Raw genomic sequence first — 24,068 nt, 5'->3', positions numbered from 1 at the left:
CGACCTCCACGAAAGTTGCTGAAAGTTGCTTATGTCTTGGATGGTGCCGACTGCGGCGGTTTCGAGCCACGTACCTTATGAACAACATACGTGATGATCCCAAGGAACACCAAAAGTCCCACACTTGCCAGCAGACCCGTTCTGCTGGCTTTTTCCATCGCTGTCCCTGCCACAGCAGCCACAATTAATACTATGGCAATCCACACTTTGATGCGATTCCACTTCACAGGCTTCATTTTTTTAATGTACGTGATGCAGATGAGCAGCCATGTATACATTAATACCAGACTACCTGCTGTCGTCACATATTCAAACAAACTCTTGGGCATCCATAATGCCATCAACGTAGACAGGACTAATCCAGCCGCTGTGCAACACAACGCCTGGAGTGGCATGTCCTTTTTTCCCCAGGTATTCGTGAACAGCTTTGGTGCATCTCCATCTTCTGCGAGTTTCACCAACATGGACGTAATGGCATATATCGAAGCCACCATCGTTGAGAATCCGGCAATAATCAGAACTCCGTTGAGAATATGGACCACTACGGTGAATCCAATGGCTGACATGGCTTTGACAAGCGGACTTTCATCTGGAGTTAACTGAGCTGAAGGCACAAGCCATAGGATCAACGCAATTGCAATCACATAGAGTGTACTCACCGATAATAACATTACTCGACCTGATTTCACTGCATCTTTTGGTTCTTTCAGGTTAGCTGCCATCAAGCCCATAACCTCGATCCCGGCAAAAGCAAAGAATGCATAGATGAAACCGGTCCATACCCCTTTACCTCCATGCGGGAACCATTCATTCTTCAATTGCTCTGGTGTTACTTTTACAGGTAACCAACCCAGACAAGCCGCTCCTGCTATAGCTATAAATGCAACCGTTGCAGCAAGTTTGATGACCGCAAGAATATTCTCCGTTTTGGTTAATCCCTTGGCGCCCAGGGCAGCAATGAACAGACCTATAGCGGCATAGACCGCAACAAATGCCCAAAGCGGAAACTTGGGAAACCAGAATTGAGAGAACAGCCCAAGTGCCGTCAATGAGCTGCCCATGATGAGCATTTCAGAAAACCAGTACATCCATCCACTACCAAAACCAGCCCAAGGTCCAAATGCTTCGCCCGCATAGGTTCGAAAAGCGCCTTCCTTTGGATCATCTGCCGTCATCTGTGCCAGCGCACCAAATACAAAGTAAGTACCTGTCGCCGCCAGCACCAACAATATAAGTACGGATATGCCGGCCCAATGGATCGCCAGACTGGTCCCTAGAAAAAATCCCGTTCCCAGTGTGCAACCCGCGCCAAACAAGGATAGGCTGACCCAACTTAATTTATCGTCGTCTTTTTTACGGTGTTGCTGACTGTTCATGAAGCTCCTCCTTCTGCCTTATCCCCTTACGATTTACAGGTCATGGAGGTTTTATGTCTGTATTGCCAAAAGAATTGTTATTGGTTTACATAATAATTAATATGTTAAAATCATTCTGATGATGAATTTAAGCTGCATGCTTTTAGGCATCATTCATAAAGATATATTTTCAATTTGATTTAAATCCGCAAAAAAAGTGGTTGACTTGAATCGCTTAGAATGGTTTTCCTTTTAAACTTGGTGGTGCGTTAATGTGGCTGTATGAGAGATGGTAACTAAGGTGAGAAAATGATCTTTCTATTGTGAATTTTTCATATATTGAAATTTTATAAATTAAGTCGTTATATCTATTATCTCGAACGCAGACTGCCTCTTATTTTGTATTATCTCAATAGCTTCGTCGTTTTTTATAAATTTAGTTGTTTATAAGAAGGGCTACTTCCTGGGATTTTTCCTCTTTCATCCTTTTTCACCCGTTTCGGACTAGGCTGACGTATAGGCATTATTCTCTAGTAATTTTCGCAGCCTCTTTTCCAATCATTGTTGTGAATTTTTCATATGTTGAAAATATTTTATGTTTGTCGTAAAAAAAGCCGCCATATGGCGGCTTTGCTAATATTTCCGATTTAAGTTCGGCCAGTCCAATCTACTCCGGCGATTTCTTTCCACCGTGCTCTAATTTCATCATACAATTCCTGTGGAAGTGCGCCTTTAGCCACAAGATCAGCATTTTGCTGCCAGCGATTGGGCTTGGCTGTTCCTACAATAGCCGTATCTATACCTTCGGTACTTAGCGTAAAACGCAGTGCAGTTTCTACCGCTGCCTGGGCATCTTCACCCAGAAAACCATAGTTAAGTTCGCTTAAGCGCTTCCAGTATATAAATGGATAAGCCTCTTCCGAAAGTGTATCATACGTCCAGGCCGCATTGGAAATTGGTCTTTTCGCGATTACACCCATGTTTCTCTTCCTTGCCTCAGGCAACGTAAGATCAATTGCTTCCTGATCTGCGATATTTAATGAAGTCTCCAGGCTGTCAAATACTCCGGTCTGAATCGCATATAGCGCATCTGTTGTATCCCCACTATATCCGATAAATCTGGTTTTCCCTGCTTCCTTGGCACGCTGCAGTACTTCGATTACTGCTCCTTGTCGAAGTACTTCCTCAGAGCAGCTATGCAAATGGATAACATCCACATAGTCTGTTTTCAACCGTTTCAGACTACGGTCAATCGTTTGCTCCAGTACTTTGGCATCCCAATCCGGACCTTCGATCCCGGCAGCATGTCCACATTTGGTGAACAAATAGTAGTCATCACGCCGATGTGACAGCACCTCACCGATTAATTCCTCGCTGTCACCGTAACATTCAGCCGTGTCAATCACGTTTAATCCAGCATCGAGGGCACTATTCAGCAATGTCGCTACATCCGTTTTGGATACATTTTTGCCTATTTCCGCTCCGCCAAATCCAAGTGTACTTACGTTCATGCCAGTATTACCGTACTTGCGCGTTTCCATGGTTATCTTCCTCCAAGTTCAGTGAATTGGGTACAGATAAATAGAAATACAGATTAACTTCAACTTCCCTATGTTATTACCCATGAGTGGGTTATGCCACCCACTTTTCCAAACTTCAACCAACTTCATTTATTTAGAAACCATAAATGGACATTCCACCGTCAACCAATAACGTCTGACCCGTTATGTATCCCGCTGCATCTGATGCCAAGAATACAACCGGTCCTACCACTTCCTCCAGTTCTCCCACTCGCTGTAGCGGTGTACGGCTTACAATTTCCTGCAAATACTGGGGATCATCCAGAAGTTTTTCAGTGAGAGGTGTTCGGAAATACCATGGCCCTACTGAATTGACACGGATTCCATACTTGCCCCATTCCAGTGCGAGCACTTTGGTCATATGAATTAATGCAGCTTTCGTCGCGCCATATACGACCCCTGTTCGAAGAGCCGTATGGCCGCCTACCGAAGAGATATTGATGATCTTCCCACCCTCGCGCTCCTTCATATGCTGACCAGCCAATTGCGAAGCGAAGAAAGCCGATTTTAAGTTTGTCTGCATGATGGTCTCCCACTGCTCGTCCGTTACTTCAAGTGCTGGTGTCCGTATGTTCATACCTGCGTTATTCACCAGAATGTCCAGACTACCCATCTCCGAGATCGCCTCTTGAAACGTCTCTTCCATTTGTTCTTTTGATGTCACATCCGCAGTCAGAGCGAGCGCTTTACGCCCTGTCTGTTCATAGATATAGGCAGCTGTTTCCTCAATCTCTCTCATCGTTCGGGATACAAGTACAACGTCACTGCCTGACTGGGCAAGTCCAATCGCAATTGCTTTTCCGATCCCTCTCCCCGCCCCTGTCACCAGTGCTGTCTGTCCATCAAGATGGAAGGTAGGTACGTTCATGTTAGTCACTCCTTTATTAGTTTCTTAATTTCTGCATTCAAACAGAATGCTTTATATGTAAGTGAAGCCCTGATGGGAATCAGGTTACAAAATACTGGCTTGGATTACCCAGTTCCGGATGGAACTTCTCTCGAAAACGGCCTCCGGTATAATCCCCTATAATCTTTCGCCAGAACGCCTGCGCAATGACATTGTTACGAACTTGGGTCACTTTCCATCTTCCTGGAAAACGTTTAAACAGCTCATAGGCTGCCCGGGTGCCCACTCCACTGCGCCGATATTTTTGCATAACAAAAAACTCAGTCAAATAGTAGTCGTTATCCTTACTGCCAGGCTCCAATTTCTCCACCAGAGCAAACCCTGCAGGTGCCCCGTCACTTGTAATCAAAAAAGGAAACTTGCGGTCTTCTTCTGTCCAGAATGCTTCTAAACCCGGATATTCCGGAAAAATACCGTTACTGTCCACATCAATATTCAGATATTTGGTAAAATCATATAGATAAAATTGCATTAAATGCCGAATCACCTGACTGCGTTCCCGGGGAACCAGCTCTATTTTCATATTCATCCGGTTCACCTCCTCTGCTCTACGTATACTGATTACTTTAAAGGTTTACGCGCCGAAGGGCAAGGAAGCATCCCCTACTTACTGCCTACTTCGGTGAGCAAGCTGTGAGCATGTAAATTATGGTACACTAGAGCATAGAATACTATTAATTTGAATATTAATTTTATATGTTTTCACATGGAGGTGTCGAACTTGACCAACGTGCAAAAAGAGATTGATCGACGCAAGCTGGATGACAAACTACCTTCCATGCCTTGGTTCGTTCAGCAATTCATGGACTACAAGCTGCCTGATCTGTCCCCATCTACCCTGCTCGAATATCTGAGAGATTACGAAGCTTTCTTCGGTTGGTTGCGAGCAGAAGGACTATCTGAGGCAAGCTCTAATAAAGAAGTTACGTTGACTGAACTGGAAGTCCTTCGTATGGATTCGGTTACCGCCTATCGGTTATTTCTCACAACGAAGCGGGAAGGAGCAAACTCCAGAGTTACCGTCTCTCGCAAACTCTCTTCCCTCCGCTCCCTGTTCCATTACCTGAGTCAGATTGCGGAAGATGAAGACTTTTACCCTTTGCTGAAACGGAATATTATGGCCAAGATTGAGATCAAGCGTACCCATAAACCCAAGGACACCGCTGCCAAACTCAAAGGTAAAATCCTGGAGGAAGAGGAACTGCTGGAATTTATCGGCTATATCCTTGAAGGTTACGCTGTTGATATGGAGAAGAACAAGCAGGCCCTGTACTCCCATGAAATCAACAAAGAACGGGATGCCTGTATTGCCAGCCTGATTCTAAATTCAGGTTTACGGGTGTCGGAAGTCGTGAATCTAAACGTCGATGACCTCGATCTGAACAACAAACTCCTGTATGTATATCGCAAAGGTAACAATGATGAGACTTACAAAACACCCGTTTATTTCAGGGAACAGGCCAAGGACGAACTCGCAACCTATATGAATCTGCGGCAATCACGTTACCGTACGCCCAAGCGGGAGAAAGGTCTGTTCATTGCCATGCGAAACGGAGAATCAGAAGGCAGCCGAATGACCAAAAGAGCGATCCAGGCCATGATTATGAAATACGCTAAACGTTTTGGCAAACCATTCTTGACCGTACACAAATTACGCCATTCATTCGCAACCGACTATTATTTGCAAAATGATATTTACAAAACAAAAGAGCAGCTTGGACACGCTTCTACGGAAACGACCGAGATCTATGCTCACCTTACCGACAAAACGATGTCCGAAGCCATCGAACGTCGTACTGACGACGGGATGTAACATCCCGAACATAATAAAAGCAGCAAACCGCATCAAGGATTTCGATCCGAGAAAGGTCTTGCTGCTTTTTTGTTTTTTTGCATTATTCAAGGAGAATAGCAAAAGCAGGAAATAATTTAGTTTACATAATAAAAATTACGTTATACTCAAAGGCGATCAATCACGCTCTCTGTACATTCAATCATATCCAGCGACCATAATATAACACTTCTTGACGTTTCTACGATTAGACTTCACCATTCTGCCTACACTCGCTCTCAACCATCTGTAACAAAGCATTGGCTATATACTCCGTTTCATGAACCGAGTACCATGTTATATCTCTGCTTACGGTGCTCTGCTCTATAAACTGCTCTGAAGGTAACCATGAGATCATACCCACTACCCCTTTAAGCTGATTAATCAAGGTCAGATCTTTCTCTTCTCGAACCATCACGAATTTGGGATAAGAAGCATCCTTGAATCCTTCAACAACAATCCAATCATAACCCGACAGATAGCTCAGCATATCCTCCAGCTTGGTTGCCTGTCGCTCCATAATCGCAGTACGTTTCTCTGACATAACAACCACCGCCGAGGCCCCTGCCTCTCCAAATCGATACGAATCCGTTCCTTCTTGATCCATCTCGAAATGGTCATGTCCATCATGCTTAATCGCCGCTACCTTAAGTCCCATAGAAGAAAAGTGCCCGATCAGCGCGGCTGTCAGGGTTGTCTTGCCCGTGTTTTTGTATCCAACAATCTGTATGATATGTGGCTTTGTATCACTTATTGTAGTCATCTACCACTACCTCACATGACCTGTGGGCAGTTTGAGAATGCGTACCTGCTCACCCGCAGAAATACCTTTTTTCTCAGGTGGAACAACAATCAGGCAATCACTGTCTTTAATGGTGATCATCACGCTGGATTCATCTATACGGGCGGCAGCCGGTATCGCGTACACCATGCCGTTGCGGATCTCTGTGCGTCCACGTACGAACCGTGTAAAATTATTAACTTTGGTGTACTCTTCTTCCAAGATCGCAGTCCATTCTTCCATATAAGGATGAGCATCCGCCTGCATGGAACGAATGGTTGGACGAACAAACAGACCAAAACCTACAAAACAAGCCCCCGGGTTACCCGAAAGTGCAAAAAGCAATTTATCTTTATATATAGCAGCTGTGGTCACGCTGCCTGGTCGCATCGTCACTTTGTTAAACAACATCTCCACATGCTCTTCCAGCACAAGTTCGCCCATAATATCATAATCCCCGACGGATACACCACCTGTGGTCACCACGATATCATTATCTTGAATGGCTTCTTCCAGTTTGGCCCTTGCCGTATTCACATCGTCCGCAATAGAACCGTACATCACAGGCTCTCCACCTGCTTCAACAACCAGAGAGCGCAGCATGTAACTGTTGCTGTTTCGAATTCGACCTGGTTGTAATGGCTCATCTACATCAAGCAATTCCGTACCGGTTGCGAATATCGCCACCTTTGGACGTTGAAATACGGGAACTTCTGCTATGCCAAAAGTAGCTAACACGGACTGCTCTCCTGCCCTGATGATCGTTCCTGCTTCGAGCAGTTGCTGTCCCTCTTGGACTTCCAGTCCGATTGGGGTGATGTTAGCACCTGACAATATGTGCCGTTTCAATGCTATCCACTGTTCTCCGTTCTCTACCTTGCTCTCGGTCATCTCCATCATGACTACCGCATCCGCACCTTCCGGAACCTGTGCGCCGGTCATGATACGAGCCGTCGTACCGGAAACAATGGTGTGGTCCGAGGTGTAGCCGCAAGGAATTTCATCAATTACTCGAAACCAAACTTGATGATCACTCGATGCATCTATGGTATCTGTACTTATAATCGCGAATCCATCCATACCCGATCTCCGGAAGAATGGATACGGATGAGGTGCCTGAATCGTCTCTGCAAGTGTGCGGCCATGAGCAGATTCAAGGTGAACTTTTTCTATGGAGCCTAGATTCACTCTTGCAGCTATTGTGGCTTGGGCATCCGGTACCTGTACAGCCGTACGATTGAATTTGGCAGTTGTCATATCATGTGAATGTGAGTTTGTTTTCAAAAGTATTCTTACCTCCTAGAGACATATCATCTTTTAAGAAAGTGTAGCCCGAATACTGTAAGATAACAAGTACATCACTTATTGAATCCTGTGACACAATCTTATTCTTACAGGTGTAACATTCCTAGATCTATATTCAACATGAAAGGCATCTTGTCTGCCCATAATATAAGTGACAAAGGGAGGCGATGATCATGAGTAATCGATGTGAATTATGCGGAAGAGAACCTGTGAATACGACCGTTCATCATCTGACACCCAAAGAAATGGGAGGAACGTTTCTGCCAACAGCCAACCTGTGCATCCCCTGTCACAAACAGATTCATTCGCTATACACCAATCGCGACATTGTAACCCTTGGTCTCACTGATCTGCAATCCTTGAGACAGGATGAACGAATGATTCCATTTATCCGCTGGATTCGCAAACAGCCTGCTACAACGATTCCCCGTGTACGTAAATCCAATCATGTTCGCAAATCGTAAACCAAAAAGAACAGCTCCAAGGTCATGTCGGCGAGGTGAATCCGCCTTCCCTTGTCACTGTTCTTAAATGAACTTTGCGTTTAACAACGATGCTTATAATTAGATGTTTATTATCTTCGCCTCTTAATTCGGCCGCCGCCCACTCTGGTTTTTGGTTTTTTGTAGGATTTCTTAGGTGAATCAAACAACCCACCACTGCTCTTGTTGCGATCAATGGTTCCCTTGCTCTGATCCTTGTTGCGGTTGAATAATCCTCCGCCAGATCCCACGCTTGAATCTTTATCGCTTCCGCGCCTTGTGATCGTACCTTTTCGATCAACAGTAATAGGTGGAGCAAGCTTCTTATCATTACTTGTTGGTGCACGATAAGATCCTGCACTCGGTTTATACGTATCTTTATTGGTATATCCTCGATAGTTGCCATAACCTCGCCCGCCAAAAGAATCGAACAGATTACCTATTAATGTAGCGGTCAGGTAACCTTGCAAAAAAGATGAATCGTAGTTCTGCCGAACATATTCCTTGGAGTCCACCTCAACCAAGGTATCCTCCGGCTTGTTAGGGTCTTGTTGCAGGTGATAATACTCGTCCTGATACACGAGGAACATACGCTCTGTGTTCTCTGCCGAGATCTGATCCGGTTGCCGCTGGTCAGACAATTCCTGAGCCACTTCCGGAACGGTACGGTCCGAAGCCCGGTACACATAGGACGTTGAGTTACCACTCCCGTTAACCGATTCAAGCGGATATGTGTCCTGAACAGAAGGTGCTGCTCCGCACGCGGACAACAGAGACATCACAAGGCTGAGGACCAGCATTAATTTTAATCCATGTGCCAAGCGTTTTTTCATTGGAACCTCTCCTAGCTCGAACGAATCACTTTGATATCCGCAGGAATAATGGACTCACCCTCATACAGTGTAAATTTTCTGTCTTGCCACTCCACGCGAAGAAGCATATTATCATCCGACTGATACTGCCATACCAATTGTTCTCCAGCCTGGCCATATGGAGTTCTACCTGCCGTAGTTACCATGCCTCCATACTCTTCCTCCAGATGATATGCGCGTCCATCCAGGTCCAGCAATGTAGGCACCTCATCAGGTGCATCTAGTCTGCCATCGATTGGTGTATATAAGGCATAACGGGTGATTTCTCGTTCTTCGATATGCAAATATCGAAATGCGGTACCATCCTGCAGCGTGAGCACAACCGCATTTCGAGCACGATTTTGAACCCGACCAACGACTTCATAAGTGACCAGAGAAACCTCACAGATATCACCAGGCGCAAGCTGAAGCATGGTTTTCTCTGCCTGCAGTGGTTCAGGTTTCGTTAGTATTCCTTTAATTCGTTTCCATACACTCATGAGAATTACTCCTGTTCCTTATCTTATAAACAAGCTGCAATAATCAGTGCGCCCACGATATGTAAAGCGCCAGAGAACAAGCCATATCCTGTCTTCCCTTGCTGAATTCCGGTATCCAGATCCAGATTGGCCCATCTGCGAATCATAAAGTGTACGACACTCTCCAAAATCAACAAAATGATAAAGGATACAACGGAGACCAGCAATGCTTCTCCAAGATGACCAGCCGTAGAAATGGACGTAGCGAGTACATATCCTTGAGCAAATAACTTCATAACCATACGTGTAGTAACGGCCATATTGCCGGCCTTAACTTCAGCAAAATCTTTATATTTCGTGAACAGTGAATCAACATACATCAAAACAAACAGCAAAACCGAACCAGATACTGTCCAGACCAGCATCGCCAAAATATTCAAATCCATTTACACAGCCCCCACATATCAACATGAACCGCATTTAAAAGCGAAGGAGAAACGCTCTTCTCCTCCGCTGGTTAACCCTGCTGACAACCAAGGTATTAGTTCTTATTATCGTATTGTTTCATCAATGCTGCGAGTTCGTCTTCAACAGCCTGATCTTTACCCAACTTCTCGAACTCTTCATCCAAAGACTTGCCTTTGGATGACATTTCGTTGCTTGCTTCTGCCTGTGCTTCCATCTGCATCATTTTCTCTTCCATACGCTTCATGCCAGCACTTGCGGTATCAGAGCCAAACCCATTCAGCGCTTTGTTGATTTCCGTTTGAGCTTTTGCTGCGTTATAGCGAGCTACCAATGTCTCACGTTTGTTCTTCATTTGAGTCAACTGCTTACGCATCTCATCGAGCTTGCCACGCAGGTTATCTGCAGAAGCCTTATTTTGATCATAGCTGGTTTTGTACTCAGCCATCTTCTCTTCAGCAACCTTTTTCTCTTCCAGAGCGCGTCGCGCCAGATCCAGATTCTGAGCACGTGCCGCCGTATGCGCCTGCTCTTCACGTTTCTTCACAAGAGCTTCCTGCTCTTCGAACAACTGCTTGAATTTCTTCTCAATAGCGATCTGTTGAGCTACTGCTTTCTCCGCATCTTCCAGATCCTCTTGCATGTCACGGATATATTGGTCCGTCATCTTGATTGGATCTTCCGCCTTGTCAATAATGGCGTTAACATTAGACATGGTTAGATCACGCAAACGTTTGAAAATGGACATTATGTTATTCCTCCTAGTCGATATTACATCGTATATAAACATACATACGTAACAACCTACAACTCGTTTCAATTTTAGCAAATAAAATCAAAACATTCGATGGCTCTTATGTCAGGAAGATCGTTTATCTTTGTTCAGATGATCCTCCATCAACCTTTCTGCAGTCTGCACGATTTCGTCGATCTGCATCCGTGTAATGGAATCAAAATGGATACCCATGATCACCGTAACGGTTACTTTCAGCTGCAAGGCAGCCTTTCGGGCAAGCCGCTCACACAGCTCTTGTTCTTTATGCCCAGGAATATGTACCGTCGTCCCGCTTACGCGCTCATAATCCACGTAGAACGTGGCTACGGCGCCAATATGCGCCTTTCCTCCGGTAACGAGAAAAACCTTATCTTCTCCTGCTGCAATCACCTGTAAACGTATGGATTTCAAATCATATGTACTCATACCCATCCACCTATCCTTTTCTATATGTTATATATGGAGGAATTATGGCTGTCATGAGCTAAATCGGCAATGAAACTTCTCACACTACGCATATTTTATGGAACCCCCGGGCATAACAAGGAGAACTTCATTTTGGAAAAGGAGGCCGTTATAATGCGCGTACGCCTCATCATGGTATTGGTTATCGTTATTTTTCTGGGAGGATATCATGCTCCAGCTTCATCGCGGGATGCTTCAAGCCCGCCAAGTGAATCGGTATCAGGTTCAGGTTCAGGTTCAGGTTCAGGTTCAGATTCCGTGGAAGAAGAACAATTGACATTGGGACAGCTCCGGCAAAAATATGCAGATACGTTCAAAACCAATGGTCCTTCAACGAAGCAGGTTGCACTGACTTTTGATGATGTGCCCGATCCACGATTTACTCCACAGGTGCTGGATGTGTTAAAGAAATACAAAGTCAGAGCTACATTCTTCATCGTGGGTAGTCGCGCTGAGAAACATCCGGATCTCGTGAAACGCATGGTTAAGGAAGGTCATATCGTTGGCAATCACAGCTACAATCATCCGGAATTCAGTAAGCTATCGATGAATGCCTTTCGCAAACAAATTTTACATACCGGGGATATCATCCATCACCTGGCAGGATATACGCCCAAGATGATTCGGCCACCTTACGGAGACATTAATGAAGAACAGCTGCAATGGGCTGCCAGACAACATTATAGCATTGTGAACTGGAACGTTGACTCGCTGGACTGGAAAGGCCTATCCAAGGAAAAGGTGAAAGATAACATCCTATCTGCAGTGAAACCAGGCTCCATCGTTCTACAACATGCAGGAGGCGGTGTAGGATCGAACCTGAAAGGCACGATTGAGGCTTTGCCCGAAATTATTGTGGAACTGCGTAATCGGGGGTATGAACTGGTCACCTTGGACGAGATGTTGGAGTTGCCAAAGGCCAAAGATTAGGATAACCTTGATAGGAAATGATAACGATGTTAAAAGGGTGCCTGTTCAATCGCAAATTAGCGATTGGCAGACACCCTGTTTGAATTCATTTAATTTACTCTCTACTTCAGAATGTACAGCTCGATATCTTGGAAACCAAATGTGCTTACAGACTGCTTGCTACCAGGGATAAAGATATCAATCCGGTGACCCTTGATTGCACCGCCCACATCACGTGCTGTGGCTACAAAAGCCTGTTTTGGCAATCCGGGATGACTATGGCCTGTTACCAGTACTTTGGTTCCGAGTGGAATTACACTTGGATCAACTGCAATCGTACCCAGTTCAAGGTCATTTCCGAAATAATCGACTGCACCCCATCCTCCGTTTTCAGAAGGATCTGCAGAGTAAGCCGTTGCTTTTACGTTCACGGCTTTGCTGTAATCGAATGTTTTACCCCAAGCTTGAACAACTTTGTTATCTGCGTTAACGTCCAAGCTTGCTGTAGTAACAGTCTTCGCTTGGGTCTTGCTCTCCGTAGCCGCAGCTGCGGCTACATTGTTTGCCTTACCGGGAATCGTAATTTTCAAACCACCATAAATGTTGTAAGCCGAAATGTCGTTGTTTGCTTTAACCAACGTGTTGATTGCTACTCCATATTGTTTTGATAAGGTGTAGAAGGTATCCCCTTCTTTGGCCACATGAACTGAATCGGCGTGAGCCGGAACGGCTTGAATGAGCATTGCTGTTGTCAATAATGCTACTGCTGTTTTGGCTATACGTTTCTTGTTAATCATGGTCTTCCTCCCTCATTATGCCTGCGAAGTTAGTTGTCGGATTCGGATGAGGAGCCCACCCTATAGGTTCTTCATTACATTTGAGACGGTATGTACCCCTAATTCACCCCAAGCAGTGTGCTGTAGATCTTCCCCCTGCACAATCTGCATCGTTACATCCCCCGCACTCCCTGTCAGGAAGTTTCGGCAGAGTTCAATATATCACAATTTTGTAACCTGGACTTGTAGTAATTCTTACCAAATGGTTTTTAGCATGTAAGCATTTGTAAGAATACTGGTTAATTCAAAAAAATTGGTCGACCCGATTCCTTTACATTTGGTAACAGAATAGTTACTTTTCCTAATCCATACGTGATTATTATCCATAAAAAAATAGCGTTACCGACTCGAAGTCAGTAACGCTATTCGATCACTTCATTTAGAGTACTTTGGCAAGAAAATCACGTGTACGTGAATTTTTCGGTGCTCCAAACACCTCATCAGGTGTTCCCTCTTCCACAATAACCCCGCCATCCATGAACAGGATTCGGTCTCCCACTTCACGTGCAAAACCCATCTCATGCGTTACGATGACCATGGTCATCCCACCTTCTGCAAGACGTTTCATGACATCCAGCACTTCACCGACCATCTCGGGGTCCAGTGCCGAAGTAGGCTCGTCAAACAGCATCACATGCGGCTGCATAGCCAATGCTCTTGCAATGGCGATCCGCTGCTTCTGTCCACCGGACAGCTGATTCGGAAATGTATCTTTTTTATCGTACAAGCCCACGGTGTTAAGCAGATCAGCAGCAATTTTCTCCGCTTCCTGAGTGGATTGTTTCTTCACTTTAATCGGAGCAATCGTGATGTTTTGCTGTACCGTTTTGTGTGGGAACAGGTTGAAGTGCTGGAACACCATGCCCATTTTCTCACGAGTTGCGTTAATGTTATGCTTAGGGTCCGTGATTGACACGCCTTCAAAATCAATCTCTCCTGAGGTAGGCTGTTCCAGCAAATTCAGACAACGCAAGAAAGTGCTTTTACCTGAACCGGAAGGACCGATGACCACGACAACCTCACCTTTGCCAATCGTCACGTTAATGCCCTTAAGCACATCGTTATTTCCATAAGATTTGTGTAATTGTCTAACGTCTATCACTTGCACTCAACTTCCTTTCCAGTCGTCCCAGCAGCTTGGACAAAATGAACGTCATTACAAAGTAGATGGCTGCTGCAATTAGAAACGGACTCAACCCTTGGAACGTAATGTTCTTGACCACGCTAGCCTGATACATAATGTCCACCATACCGATAACGGAGATAATGGAGGATTCTTTGATAATAGTCACGAATTCATTACCGATCGCTGGTAATACAGCTTTGAAGGCTTGTGGCAATATAATGTAACGCATTGCTGCCCCTCTGCCCATTCCGAGGGAACGCGCTGCCTCCAACTGACCACGATCCACACCTTGGATACCTGCACGGAAAATCTCCGCCAGATAGGCACCACTATTAATGGAAAGAGTGAGAATACCCGCTTGAAGAGCAGAGAAATTAATTCCAAACGTCAAGGAAATACCATAATAGATAATCATCAGCTGTACCAGCATCGGTGTACCACGGATAACTTCAACATAAGCCGTACCGATCCAGCGCAAGATTGCAGCGTCATGCAAACGGAACAAACAGATGATCAATCCAATAATTACCCCGAAGATAACCCCAAGTGCAGACAACAGAAGTGTGTATCCTACACCTGTAGCATAGAAACTTTTGTACTCCCAGAATACTTGGAAAATATTTTGTGATTTGTTCGCTTTATCCGCCATCAAGAGGCTGGCGTCCGTCACCATCTGATTGATTTTATCTTCACTTTTCAGTCGCTCCAGTGTTCCATTTACTGCAGCTAGCAGCTCGGTATTACCTTTACGAATCCCAATTGCCGCTTCTGCTTGCTCTTCGTCCGGAACAGCAGCAGCAAGTCCAATGATATCGTCCAGATAACCTGCAGCAACGGTATCTTCAACGATTGCCGCGTCAATGCGTTTTGTTTGCAGTTGAAGCACGATATCCGAGATTTTATCCAGCGCAGTAAGCTTCGCTCCTGGAATACTCTGTCCGATCGTTTCCTGAATGGAGCCTTTCTGAACGCCAATCTTCGCATTTTCAAGTTCTGCCATAGTTGGATATTTGTCTTTATCCACATTGCGAACCATAATCACTTGTTTTGATTTATAATAGGTGTCGGAAAAATCGATACTTTTCTTCCGCTCATCCGTCGGCGTCATACCTGAAATCACCAGATCAACACGCCCGCTCTGCAATGAAGGCAGAAGACCGTCGAAGCCCATATCCTCAATCACAAGCTCAGCGCCAAGATCTTTGGCAATCTCTTTGGCGATCTCAATATCGAAGCCGACGATTTCATCTTTGCCATTAATCACTTTATGGAATTCATATGGTGCAAAATCGGCACTTGTACCGAGCACCAGTTTTTTACTGCTTGAATTGTCTGTAGTCCCACTTGCAAGTGCCACAGGAACGGCAGTCGTCAGCAGAACAACAAAGGTCAACAGCATCATGGTGTAACGACTTATTAATTTCAACCTTGTTCTCTCCCCTTACAATACGTTGTATGCTTCTCATGTTGATGACTGAGTCATTATAAAGTACAATGCATGATTATGCAATGCATTTTGACGTTACGAATCTTGACTTGTTTCTGAAAAAATAAAGCAAACATGATATAATCAATGAATTATTTTCATTTTTGCATAAGGAGTTTACTAATGACAGCTAACAAATCACAAATTCTGACGGTTATTGATCAATATGCTTCCCGTTTTAAAGCCATTTCATCATATATCGGTGCCAACCCCGAACTGGGAAATGAAGAGTATCTCGCTTCTGCCCGTTTGAAAGAAGAACTGCTCTTCCACGGTTTCACTGTAGAGGCTCCAATCCTCGGTCTGGAGACAGCCTTTATCGGAACCTATTCAGCCGCCACACCCGGCCCTACCATTGCTTTATTGTGCGAATATGACGCCTTGCCGGAGATCGGTCACGCTTGTGGTCACCATCTGATCTGTATGATGAGTCTTGGAGCTGCTGTTGGGCTAAAATCCATTCTGGATGAAGTAGGTGGAACGATTAAAGTGTTTGGCACACCCGCTGAAGAGACACGTGGTGCCAAAGTTCCGATGGCGGAAGCAGGTTTGTTCGATGACTGTGACGTCGCTCTCATGGCGCATCCATATTATGCCTACGAAAAGTCAGGCAGCTCGCTGGCTATTGATGCTGTGCAATTTGAATTCCATGGCCGATCTTCACATGCCGCTGCAAGTCCGCACGAAGGTATTAATGCACTTGATGCTGTCATTCAAACGTTCAACGGGATTAATGCATTCCGTCAACAAGTGAAAAGCACCGTTCGGATTCATGGTGTGATCAACAACGGAGGTCAGGTAGCAAATATCATTCCTGACTATGCTTCTGCGCAATTTTATGTACGGGCAGCAACTCGTAAAGAACTGAATATCCTCACAGAACGTGTGATTCAGATCGCTGAAGGTTCTGCTCTCCAGACAGGTTGCAAGCTGGTGACATCCAACTATGAAACGTCGTATGACGAGATGGTTACCAATGAAGCATTCTCAGCTGCGTTTAGTCAAAATCTGATGGAACTTGGTATCCCGCAAGAAGAGATTGTGAGTGGTAATGATCACGGCTCTATGGACATCGGTAACGTTTCCCTGAAATGTCCTGCAATCCATCCCTACATTCGTGTTGTGGATGAGGTGCATACACTGCACTCCATAGCTTTCCGTGATCTTGCACTTCAAGAGCGCGCGCTGGATGGCATGATTCTGGGAGCAAAGGCACTTGCTACAACAGCCTATGACGTACTGAGCCGGCCGGAGTTGCTTCAATCCATCCGCACAGAGTTCGAGCAAGCTATTCGCTAAGATTCACTTTCAACATGTTATATAAGGGTGCCCTGAACAATCTTGAATTCCAAGCTGTTCAGGGCACCCTTTTTCTAAATTAGCTGTAAGTATATTCAGTAAGAAGCTGGAAATGCTGTGAAAGAAACCTTTGAAAACGATGAAAACAATACATTTCATTACAGTAAATGTGATTCATTTGCTGGCTAACTTGGTTAATTATAGCTATAAGTGCGTGTTCAAAAGACCGGTTTTCATAACTTATCCTATATTCAGGAGGTGCTGTCATGCTGCTCGAAGCCATGTATCATGTTCCTCGTGACAAGTGGGCTTATGCTTATAATTCGTCTACCATACATCTGCGCGTACGAACCAAACGTAATGATGTGCAATACGTGACTGCACTGACCGGAGATAAGTACGATTGGAATGGAACGTACAAGGAAATTCAATTGGAGAAGGCTGCTTCGGATAACATGTTTGATTATTGGGAGGCTGCCGTCAAACCACAATTCAAACGTCTCACCTATATATTTCGGATAACTGCCGGTTCAGAAGATGTTTTTCTTGCGGATAACGGAATTCATTATGAGACCCCCTATCCAACCGGAGGATATTATGAGTTCTCGTATATACATGAAATTGATGTGTTTAAGGTGCCCGAGTGGGCCAAAGAAGCCGTCTTTTATCAGATCATGACGGAACGGTTTGCTAATGGAGATCCTAAGCTGAGTCTAAAAGAAACCCATGACTGGGGTGGCAAACCTGAGTTGGACAATTATTTTGGTGGAGATCTGCAAGGTGTGCTGGATCATCTGTGTGACTTAAATGAACTTGGCGTGAACGCCATTTACTTTACCCCGTTATTCCAAGCCAATTCCTACCACAAATACGACACGATTGATTATAAAAAAGTCGACCCCCATTTCGGTGATAATGCCCTGCTCAAACAATTGACAGAAGAATGTCATCGCCTGGGTATACGTGTCATGCTTGACGCGGTGTTTAACCATTGCAGCGAAGACTTCCCTCCTTTTCAAGACGTTCTCCAGAATGGAAAAAACTCTAAGTATGCCGATTGGTTCCACATCAATGAATATCCGGTTCAGATCAAGGACGGTATACCAACCTACGATACATTTGGTTTCTATGGCAACATGCCCAAGTTCAATACAGCCAACCCTGAGGTTAAGGCATATCTACTTGATGTAGCTGAGTACTGGATCAAGGAGATCAAGCTGGATGGGTGGCGTCTGGATGTAGCAAATGAGGTGGACAACCATTTCTGGCGTGATTTTCGCAAGGTTGTTAAGGCAGCGAATCCTGAAGCCTATATTGTTGGTGAAGTATGGAGCGACTCCTTGACATGGCTCATGGGGGATCAATTCGATTCCGTCATGAATTATCCATTTGCCGACAAAGTGCTTCAGTTCTTCTGCGGTTCAATGGATGGTTATCATTTTGCCAACGAGATGGGTTCACTGATTATGCGCTATCCGCAACAAACAAACGAAGTGATCTTTAATATGCTGTGTAGCCATGATACCCCTCGCCTGCTCACTCGGTTAGGGGAAGATAAACGCCGATTAAAGTTATCGGTTGTATTTCTTTTCACGTATATCGGTACACCTTGTATCTTCTACGGCGATGAGGTGGGAATTAGTGGTGATGCTGACCCGGATTGTCGAAAATGTATGGAATGGGACCCGGACAAGCAAGACAGAGAATTGTATGATTTCTATCGTCTGATGATCGATTTACGCAAAAGCAATGAAGCCCTGCGCAAAGGGCGCTTCCGATTCCTCAAGGCTGATCACAATGATCCCTGTATCGTGTACGAGCGTGTGGATGACAACCTTCACTTTACCGTATGGATGAACAATACACCTCAAGATCGAACGCTTTCTCATCCTATGGAAACGAAAGACTGGAAAGATGCATTAACTGAAGAGCCTGTGTTTCCAACCGATGGAATGATGAATATTAAGCTTGACCCCTATGGGTACCGCATTTTGTACAGACAGCTTGATCCGGCAACTATCCTACACAACTGAGGTTTAAATTCAGACAGTCATATAAAAGAAAAACACTTCCACCGTCTCAGATGATGACTTTCATTCTGAACTTTTGGAAGTGTTTTTCTTTATTTAATTAAAAAAAGCCACAGCATGATATGCTGTGACTTATTCAGGATTGCATCAGTTTACAGGGTCAAGTGTGATCCGACGATAAATGTCCATATATTCTTCAGCTGAGACGTTCCAGCTGTATTCTCCGCCCATTGCATTTTTCACAATTTTCTTCCAGTGTTCTGGCTGTTTGTAGATCTCCTCAGCACGCCGAATGGTACTCATCATGTCATGAGCGTTAAAGCTTGTGAATGAGAAACCATTACCTTCTCCAGTAAACTCGTTATATGCCTGCACAGTATCGTTCAGACCGCCTGTTTCCCTTACGAGAGGCACACTACCGTACCGCAGAGCCAGTAACTGACTAATACCACACGGTTCGAATCTGGACGGCATCAGGAATATATCACTGCCTGCATAGAAACGGCGGGATAATCCATCGTTAAACGTGATCTGGGCAGACATTTTGAGTGGATAACGATTCGCGGCTTCACGGAACCAGTGTTCATACGCCTGCTCCCCTGTCCCCAGTACCGCAAATTGAATGTCATCATAGTACAACAATTCATCCAAGATGCGGCAGACCAGATCAAGTCCTTTAGAATCCACGAGCCTTGTCACCATCACCATGAGTGGTACATCAGGACGAACAGGAAGTCCAAGTTCCTTTTGCAGCTCGATTTTGTTCTCCGTTTTTTTGGACAGACTTGTTCTGTATTTCACTGGAATTTTGGTGTCCGTTGCCGGGTTGTAACTCTTGGTATCAATCCCGTTCACAATCCCGCTGAAACGATCTCCAAGTGAACTGAGCAGTCCGTCCAGGCCGTATCCATAATAAGACGTTTGCACTTCCTGTGCGTATGTTGGGCTTACGGTTGTCACATGGTCAGCATACACAATTCCTGCTTTCAAAAAATTGACGTTACCGTAATATTCGGCTCCATCCACGGTGAAATATCGATCGTCCAGCTCAAGGATTTCACTGAATAACTCATGCGGGAATACCCCTTGGTACAACAAGTTATGTATGGTGAATACCGTACGAATATCACTGTAGAATGAATCATGTCTGTAATGGGCTTCAAGCACCAAAGGAATCATTCCTGCATGCCAGTCATGACTGTGCAGCACGTCAGGCTTGAACTCAATCTGTGGCAACACTTCGAGCACTGCACGGTTGAAGAAGGCGAAGCGCTCGCCATCATCCATATACCCGTACACTCCGTCACGTCCAAAATAATACTCATTATCCACAAAATATACTGGAATCCCATCATGAACCAGCATTTCTATTCCACAATAAGGTCTCCGCCAGCCAAGAGGCACATCTGTTGTAATTACGGGCTGTAACGCGTCTTTATACTCATCGGGAATCCCTTTGTACTTAGGCATAATCACCCGCACATCTGCACCGCTCTTCTTCAATGCAAACGGGAGAGCACCGATTACGTCAGCAAGGCCTCCTGTTTTGATAAATGGATGTACTTCAGCAGCAGCAAATAGAATATTCATGCCTTTGTCCTCCTCTTCGGTTTGAGCGTGTTGCTTTCATTTTTTATTCTTCGTTTTTGAACTGACGGAAGTGACACTCACAGGTGATTCATCCGTTTTCCGACGTGTGTTCTTTTTTAGAATCACGATGCTAAGCGGAGGCAATACCAATTCGAGACTATGCGGATGCCCATGAAAAGGAATCTTTTCGGTAGGCAGTTGCATATCATTAGTAATGCCTGAACCGCCGTAAACGGAATGGTCACTGTTCAGTACTTCGGTATACATACCGGGACGCATGACACCAATCCGGTAACGCTCCCGCTTGACCGGCTGAAAGTTAATGAGCACAAGGAGTGTATCCGCAGGTTTTTTTCCTTTGCGTACGTATGAAATGACACTCTGGTCCTGATCATCCGGAGTGATCCATTCATAACCGTCCAAGGAATGATCAAGCTCCCACAAAGCTTTTTCACTCAAGTACAGGTTAGACAGCTCACGCTCAAACTTATGCAAATTGCGGTGACTGTCATAATCCAGCAAGAACCAATCCAGTTGATCCTCATCTTTCCATTCGATGAACTGGCCAAAGTCTCCACCCATAAACAGCAGCTTTTTCCCTGGGAAAGTCATAAAATAGCCCAGAAAAGCACGCATGCCGGCAAATTTCTGCTCATAGGTTCCTGGCATCTTGTCGAGGAGCGACTTTTTGCCATGAACCACCTCGTCATGTGACAGAGGTAGCACATAATTTTCAGCAAAGGAGTATACGACCGGGAAAGTCAGCAAATGATGTTTGGAAGGACGCTCATGAAAATCAGATTCCATGTAATCAAGCGTATCGTTCATCCAGCCCATGTTCCATTTGTAGTTAAAACCCAGACCGCCTTCATCTACAGGTAAAGTCACCATTGGCCATGCACTGGATTCTTCAGCCATCATCAATGCATAAGGGAAATACTTGAACACCGTCTCATTCAGTTGCTGCAAAAAGGCTACAGCTTCCTTGTTCTCAAGACCACCCTCATCATTAGTACGATATTGTCCTGGCTGCTTCTCAAAATCAAGCCGAAGCATACTCGTAACCGCATCAACACGGAGTCCGTCAAAATGATACATCTCCATCCAATATAATGCATTGGAGATCAGAAATGAACGAATCTCAGGTTTCGAGTAGTCAAAGCTAAGTGTACCCCAGCCTGGCTTCTCTGCTAACATCGGATCTGCATACTCATACAAAGGCGTTCCATCGAACATACGCAACCCATGAGCGTCTTTGGCAAAATGTGCAGGTACCCAATCCAGCAATACGCCAATCCCAGCCTGATGTAGTGTATCCACTAGATACATCAGATCTTTTGGATGCCCATAACGACTGGTTGGCGCATAAAACCCTGTGTTTTGGTAGCCCCACGAAAGGTCATACGGATGCTCACTGAGGGGCATCATTTCAACATGTGTATATTTCATTTCTAATAAGTAAGGAACAAGCAAATCAGCCATCTCGCGATAACTATAGAGGCTTCCGTCTTCTTTGCGCTTCCAGGTTCCCATGTGCATTTCGTAAATATGTAGAGGTTTGTTATACATGGCACGTTGTTTGCGTCTCCAGGCTCCATCATTCCATTTGTACCCTTCGATTGAACTGGTGACAGAGGCTGTCTGAGGTCGAACCTCTGCTTGAAAGGCATATGGGTCCGCTTTGAGCAATTCTGTCCCATCTTCCGTTAATATACGGAACTTGTATAAAGTTCCTTCGCTGATTTCCGGAAAAAAACGACTCCAAAATCCTGATTCGGGTATCTTATATAAAGGTTCCTTTTCGCCTTTCCATTCATTGCGGTCCAGAGCCAGTCCTACTTCTACGGCATTTGGTGCCCACACGGTAAAGCGATACCCCCGAAGGCCATCGCAAGTCTCAGGCTGCGCGCCCAACATTCGATAACTGTGATGAAGGTTACCTTCATGAAATAAATAAATATGCTCCGGCAATATGTCCGGGTGTGCTAACGGTTGAATGGCCAAGAGATCACCTTCTTCTCCAGAAAATAGATATAACAGTTACCATTACCCCATTCTAGCCAAGTTGAAAAGAAAAATGCGGTGCTTTAGAAAAAGTTGTATTTTTTCAGAATTTTTACAGTAAGCTTCGTTTCATTTGCTCTACTTTGCGTTAATGATGTACTACAATGCACAATATTTTGGGAGGGAAACGATTATGTTTAATAAAGAATGCATCGCTATGCTGTTGGCGGGAGGAGAAGGGAAGCGATTAGCCCCTTTAACCTCGAGTATCGCAAAACCCGCTGTACCGTTTGGCGGGCACTACCGGATCATCGATTTTCCTCTCAGTAACTGCGTAAACTCAGGGATCGATACTGTAGGAGTATTGACGCAGTACCAAGCGGAATCTTTACACGATCACATCGGTGGAGGAGAACCATGGGGACATGGCAACTCAAGTGAGGCAGGAATCTCCTTGCTTCCATCTTATCATACAGGAAATGACGAATACTTGGGAACGGCGGATGCTATTTATAAAAATATCGACTATATTGATCAACAAAACCCCGAAAATGTTCTAATTTTGTCGGGTGACCACATTTATCATATGAATTATCGCGATATGTTGGAGGCGCATCAAGCCAATAATGCCGCAGCAACGATTTCAGTTATGGAAGTTCCATGGGATGAAGCACATCGCTTTGGGATTATGGCTGCCGATGCTGATTTGCGTGTAACCGAGTTTGCCGAGAAACCGGCTGAACCAAAAAGTAATCTGGCTTCAATGGGCATTTACATGTTCAAATGGGATTATCTGAAACGCCATCTCTTGCAAGATGCCGCTAATCCTGAATCAAGCCATGACTTCGGTAAAGATGTTATTCCTCAAATGTTGAACGAAAATAATCCCCTCTTTGTTTATAACTTTAATGGTTATTGGAAAGATGTGGGTACGGTTAAGAGCCTATGGGATGCACATATGGATCTGTTACACAACAAGGAAGACTGGAGTCTGCAAAAAGAAAACTGGCCGATGTATACTCGCGACTGGCGCTCCAAGCCAAGTGCTTACAAAGCAAGACATACAAAGATCGAACATGTGACTTCCATGATTCACGACTCTTGTGCAATCGAAGGTCGTTCAGAACGTTCCGTTATCTTCTGCGGTGTAGAAGTGGGTAAAGGCTCTGAGGTTAAAGACAGTGTCGTTATGCCTAACGCACGCATAGGCCGTGGGGTTCACATCGAACGCGCCATCATCGGTGAAGGTGCAATAATCAAGGACGGTGCAATCGTTAAAGGTACGGCAGATGAAATTGTGGTCGTTGGACCTAACGAGATCATCTCTGCCAAACCGGCTGTCCGTACGCAACCTGTTCGTATGTTGAAAGAAGTATATGAGAAAAGTGGGCGCCTGCGCGCTGGTGAACTCTCTTCATAATGAAGTAAACATAATATGAAAAAGGCGAGCCTCAGATGGCTCGCCTTTTTTGGTGTTGATATGGATGTTATAAAGCGTACATGCTCGCTCAT

General features: G+C 44.9%; 22 protein-coding genes and 1 riboswitch. Of the genes, 6 read left to right on the top strand and 16 right to left on the bottom strand.

Annotation, left to right across the window (positions count from 1 at the left end; translation table 11 throughout):
- Nucleotides 1–29 precede the first annotated feature (29 nt).
- From D829_RS0106805 to D829_RS0106790, 4 genes are all read right to left on the bottom strand, one after another.
- Nucleotides 30–1,376, bottom strand: a complete 1,347-nt coding sequence (locus tag D829_RS0106805; RefSeq protein WP_017688110.1) for an amino acid permease — start codon at nt 1,374–1,376, stop codon at nt 30–32.
- Nucleotides 1,377–2,002: 626 nt separating this feature from the next.
- The gene (locus D829_RS0106800; protein ID WP_017688109.1) at nt 2,003–2,896 is read right to left on the bottom strand and encodes an aldo/keto reductase; all 894 of its coding nucleotides are present in this window, start codon (nt 2,894–2,896) and stop codon (nt 2,003–2,005) included.
- 133 nt (nt 2,897–3,029) lie between these two features.
- Nucleotides 3,030–3,803, bottom strand: a complete 774-nt coding sequence (locus D829_RS0106795) for a glucose 1-dehydrogenase (protein WP_017688108.1) — start codon at nt 3,801–3,803, stop codon at nt 3,030–3,032.
- A 79-nt stretch (nt 3,804–3,882) separates the two neighbouring features.
- Nucleotides 3,883–4,371 (bottom strand): GNAT family N-acetyltransferase, encoded by a 489-nt coding sequence (locus tag D829_RS0106790; protein ID WP_017688107.1) that lies wholly within the window; start codon nt 4,369–4,371, stop codon nt 3,883–3,885.
- A gap of 192 nt (nt 4,372–4,563) precedes the next feature.
- Between D829_RS0106790 and xerS the strand changes: the two genes are divergently transcribed.
- Nucleotides 4,564–5,655, top strand: coding sequence for a tyrosine recombinase XerS (gene xerS, locus D829_RS0106785; protein ID WP_017688106.1), 1,092 nt, complete (start codon nt 4,564–4,566; stop codon nt 5,653–5,655).
- Between the two features lie 226 nt (nt 5,656–5,881).
- On the opposite strand, the gene mobB is transcribed toward xerS, so the two are convergent.
- On the bottom strand, nt 5,882–6,436 hold the full coding sequence (mobB, locus tag D829_RS30570; protein WP_017688105.1) for a molybdopterin-guanine dinucleotide biosynthesis protein B: 555 nt from the start codon (nt 6,434–6,436) through the stop codon (nt 5,882–5,884).
- Nucleotides 6,437–6,442: 6 nt separating this feature from the next.
- Nucleotides 6,443–7,711 (bottom strand): gephyrin-like molybdotransferase Glp, encoded by a 1,269-nt coding sequence (gene glp, locus D829_RS0106775; protein WP_026081040.1) that lies wholly within the window; start codon nt 7,709–7,711, stop codon nt 6,443–6,445.
- A gap of 215 nt (nt 7,712–7,926) precedes the next feature.
- Between glp and D829_RS0106770 the strand changes: the two genes are divergently transcribed.
- Nucleotides 7,927–8,223: an HNH endonuclease gene (locus tag D829_RS0106770; RefSeq protein ID WP_026081039.1), complete on the top strand. Its 297-nt coding sequence runs from the start codon at nt 7,927–7,929 to the stop codon at nt 8,221–8,223.
- Between the two features lie 110 nt (nt 8,224–8,333).
- Here the strand turns inward: D829_RS0106770 and D829_RS0106765 are convergent, their stop codons facing one another.
- The 5 genes from D829_RS0106765 to D829_RS30565 form a co-directional block, all read right to left on the bottom strand.
- Nucleotides 8,334–9,074: a DUF4247 domain-containing protein gene (locus D829_RS0106765; protein WP_017688102.1), complete on the bottom strand. Its 741-nt coding sequence runs from the start codon at nt 9,072–9,074 to the stop codon at nt 8,334–8,336.
- Nucleotides 9,075–9,085: 11 nt separating this feature from the next.
- On the bottom strand, nt 9,086–9,592 hold the full coding sequence (locus D829_RS0106760) for a DUF4178 domain-containing protein (RefSeq protein WP_017688101.1): 507 nt from the start codon (nt 9,590–9,592) through the stop codon (nt 9,086–9,088).
- Nucleotides 9,593–9,615: 23 nt separating this feature from the next.
- Nucleotides 9,616–10,017, bottom strand: coding sequence for a DUF350 domain-containing protein (locus D829_RS0106755; RefSeq protein WP_017688100.1), 402 nt, complete (start codon nt 10,015–10,017; stop codon nt 9,616–9,618).
- Nucleotides 10,018–10,112: 95 nt separating this feature from the next.
- The gene (locus tag D829_RS0106750) at nt 10,113–10,784 is read right to left on the bottom strand and encodes a PspA/IM30 family protein (protein ID WP_017688099.1); all 672 of its coding nucleotides are present in this window, start codon (nt 10,782–10,784) and stop codon (nt 10,113–10,115) included.
- A gap of 111 nt (nt 10,785–10,895) precedes the next feature.
- On the bottom strand, nt 10,896–11,237 hold the full coding sequence (locus tag D829_RS30565) for a hypothetical protein (RefSeq protein WP_017688098.1): 342 nt from the start codon (nt 11,235–11,237) through the stop codon (nt 10,896–10,898).
- A gap of 153 nt (nt 11,238–11,390) precedes the next feature.
- On the opposite strand from D829_RS30565, the gene D829_RS0106740 reads away from it, so the two are divergent.
- Nucleotides 11,391–12,206 carry a polysaccharide deacetylase family protein gene (locus tag D829_RS0106740; protein ID WP_017688097.1) on the top strand — a complete coding sequence of 272 codons (816 nt, stop codon included), beginning with the start codon at nt 11,391–11,393 and terminating at the stop codon, nt 12,204–12,206.
- Nucleotides 12,207–12,307: 101 nt separating this feature from the next.
- On the opposite strand, the gene D829_RS0106735 is transcribed toward D829_RS0106740, so the two are convergent.
- The 3 genes from D829_RS0106735 to D829_RS0106720 all read right to left on the bottom strand — a co-directional run bounded on the left by D829_RS0106735 (nt 12,308) and on the right by D829_RS0106720 (nt 15,573).
- Nucleotides 12,308–12,982: a 3D domain-containing protein gene (locus tag D829_RS0106735; protein WP_017688096.1), complete on the bottom strand. Its 675-nt coding sequence runs from the start codon at nt 12,980–12,982 to the stop codon at nt 12,308–12,310.
- A 2-nt stretch (nt 12,983–12,984) separates the two neighbouring features.
- Nucleotides 12,985–13,181, bottom strand: a riboswitch (cyclic di-AMP (ydaO/yuaA leader).
- Nucleotides 13,182–13,400: 219 nt separating this feature from the next.
- Entirely contained in the window at nt 13,401–14,123 is a 723-nt protein-coding gene (locus D829_RS0106725; RefSeq protein ID WP_017688094.1) for an amino acid ABC transporter ATP-binding protein, read from the bottom strand.
- A complete protein-coding gene (locus tag D829_RS0106720) occupies nt 14,110–15,573 on the bottom strand; it encodes an ABC transporter substrate-binding protein/permease (RefSeq protein WP_017688093.1) in 1,464 nt (487 codons plus the stop codon). The genes D829_RS0106725 and D829_RS0106720 overlap by 14 nt, the downstream gene beginning before the upstream one ends.
- 183 nt (nt 15,574–15,756) lie before the next feature.
- On the opposite strand from D829_RS0106720, the gene D829_RS0106715 reads away from it, so the two are divergent.
- Entirely contained in the window at nt 15,757–16,932 is a 1,176-nt protein-coding gene (locus D829_RS0106715) for a M20 family metallopeptidase (RefSeq protein WP_017688092.1), read from the top strand.
- A 266-nt stretch (nt 16,933–17,198) separates the two neighbouring features.
- Nucleotides 17,199–18,965: an alpha-glycosidase gene (locus D829_RS0106710; protein WP_017688091.1), complete on the top strand. Its 1,767-nt coding sequence runs from the start codon at nt 17,199–17,201 to the stop codon at nt 18,963–18,965.
- 144 nt (nt 18,966–19,109) lie between these two features.
- Here D829_RS0106710 and glgA read toward each other — a convergent pair whose 3' ends face one another.
- Nucleotides 19,110–20,552 carry a glycogen synthase GlgA gene (gene glgA, locus D829_RS0106705; RefSeq protein WP_017688090.1) on the bottom strand — a complete coding sequence of 481 codons (1,443 nt, stop codon included), beginning with the start codon at nt 20,550–20,552 and terminating at the stop codon, nt 19,110–19,112.
- Nucleotides 20,553–20,588: 36 nt separating this feature from the next.
- Entirely contained in the window at nt 20,589–22,556 is a 1,968-nt protein-coding gene (glgB, locus tag D829_RS0106700; protein WP_017688089.1) for a 1,4-alpha-glucan branching protein GlgB, read from the bottom strand.
- Nucleotides 22,557–22,749: 193 nt separating this feature from the next.
- Here glgB and D829_RS0106695 point away from each other — a divergent pair, with 193 nt between their 5' ends.
- Nucleotides 22,750–23,976 (top strand): glucose-1-phosphate adenylyltransferase, encoded by a 1,227-nt coding sequence (locus D829_RS0106695; protein WP_017688088.1) that lies wholly within the window; start codon nt 22,750–22,752, stop codon nt 23,974–23,976.
- The last annotated feature ends 92 nt before the right edge of the window (nt 23,977–24,068 follow it).

The sequence above is a fragment of the Paenibacillus sp. PAMC 26794 genome (assembly GCF_000316035.1).
Lineage (GTDB): Bacteria > Bacillota > Bacilli > Paenibacillales > Paenibacillaceae > Paenibacillus.
Note: the sequence above shows the minus strand (reverse complement) of the source record. Positions and strands in the feature narration are given on the sequence as shown.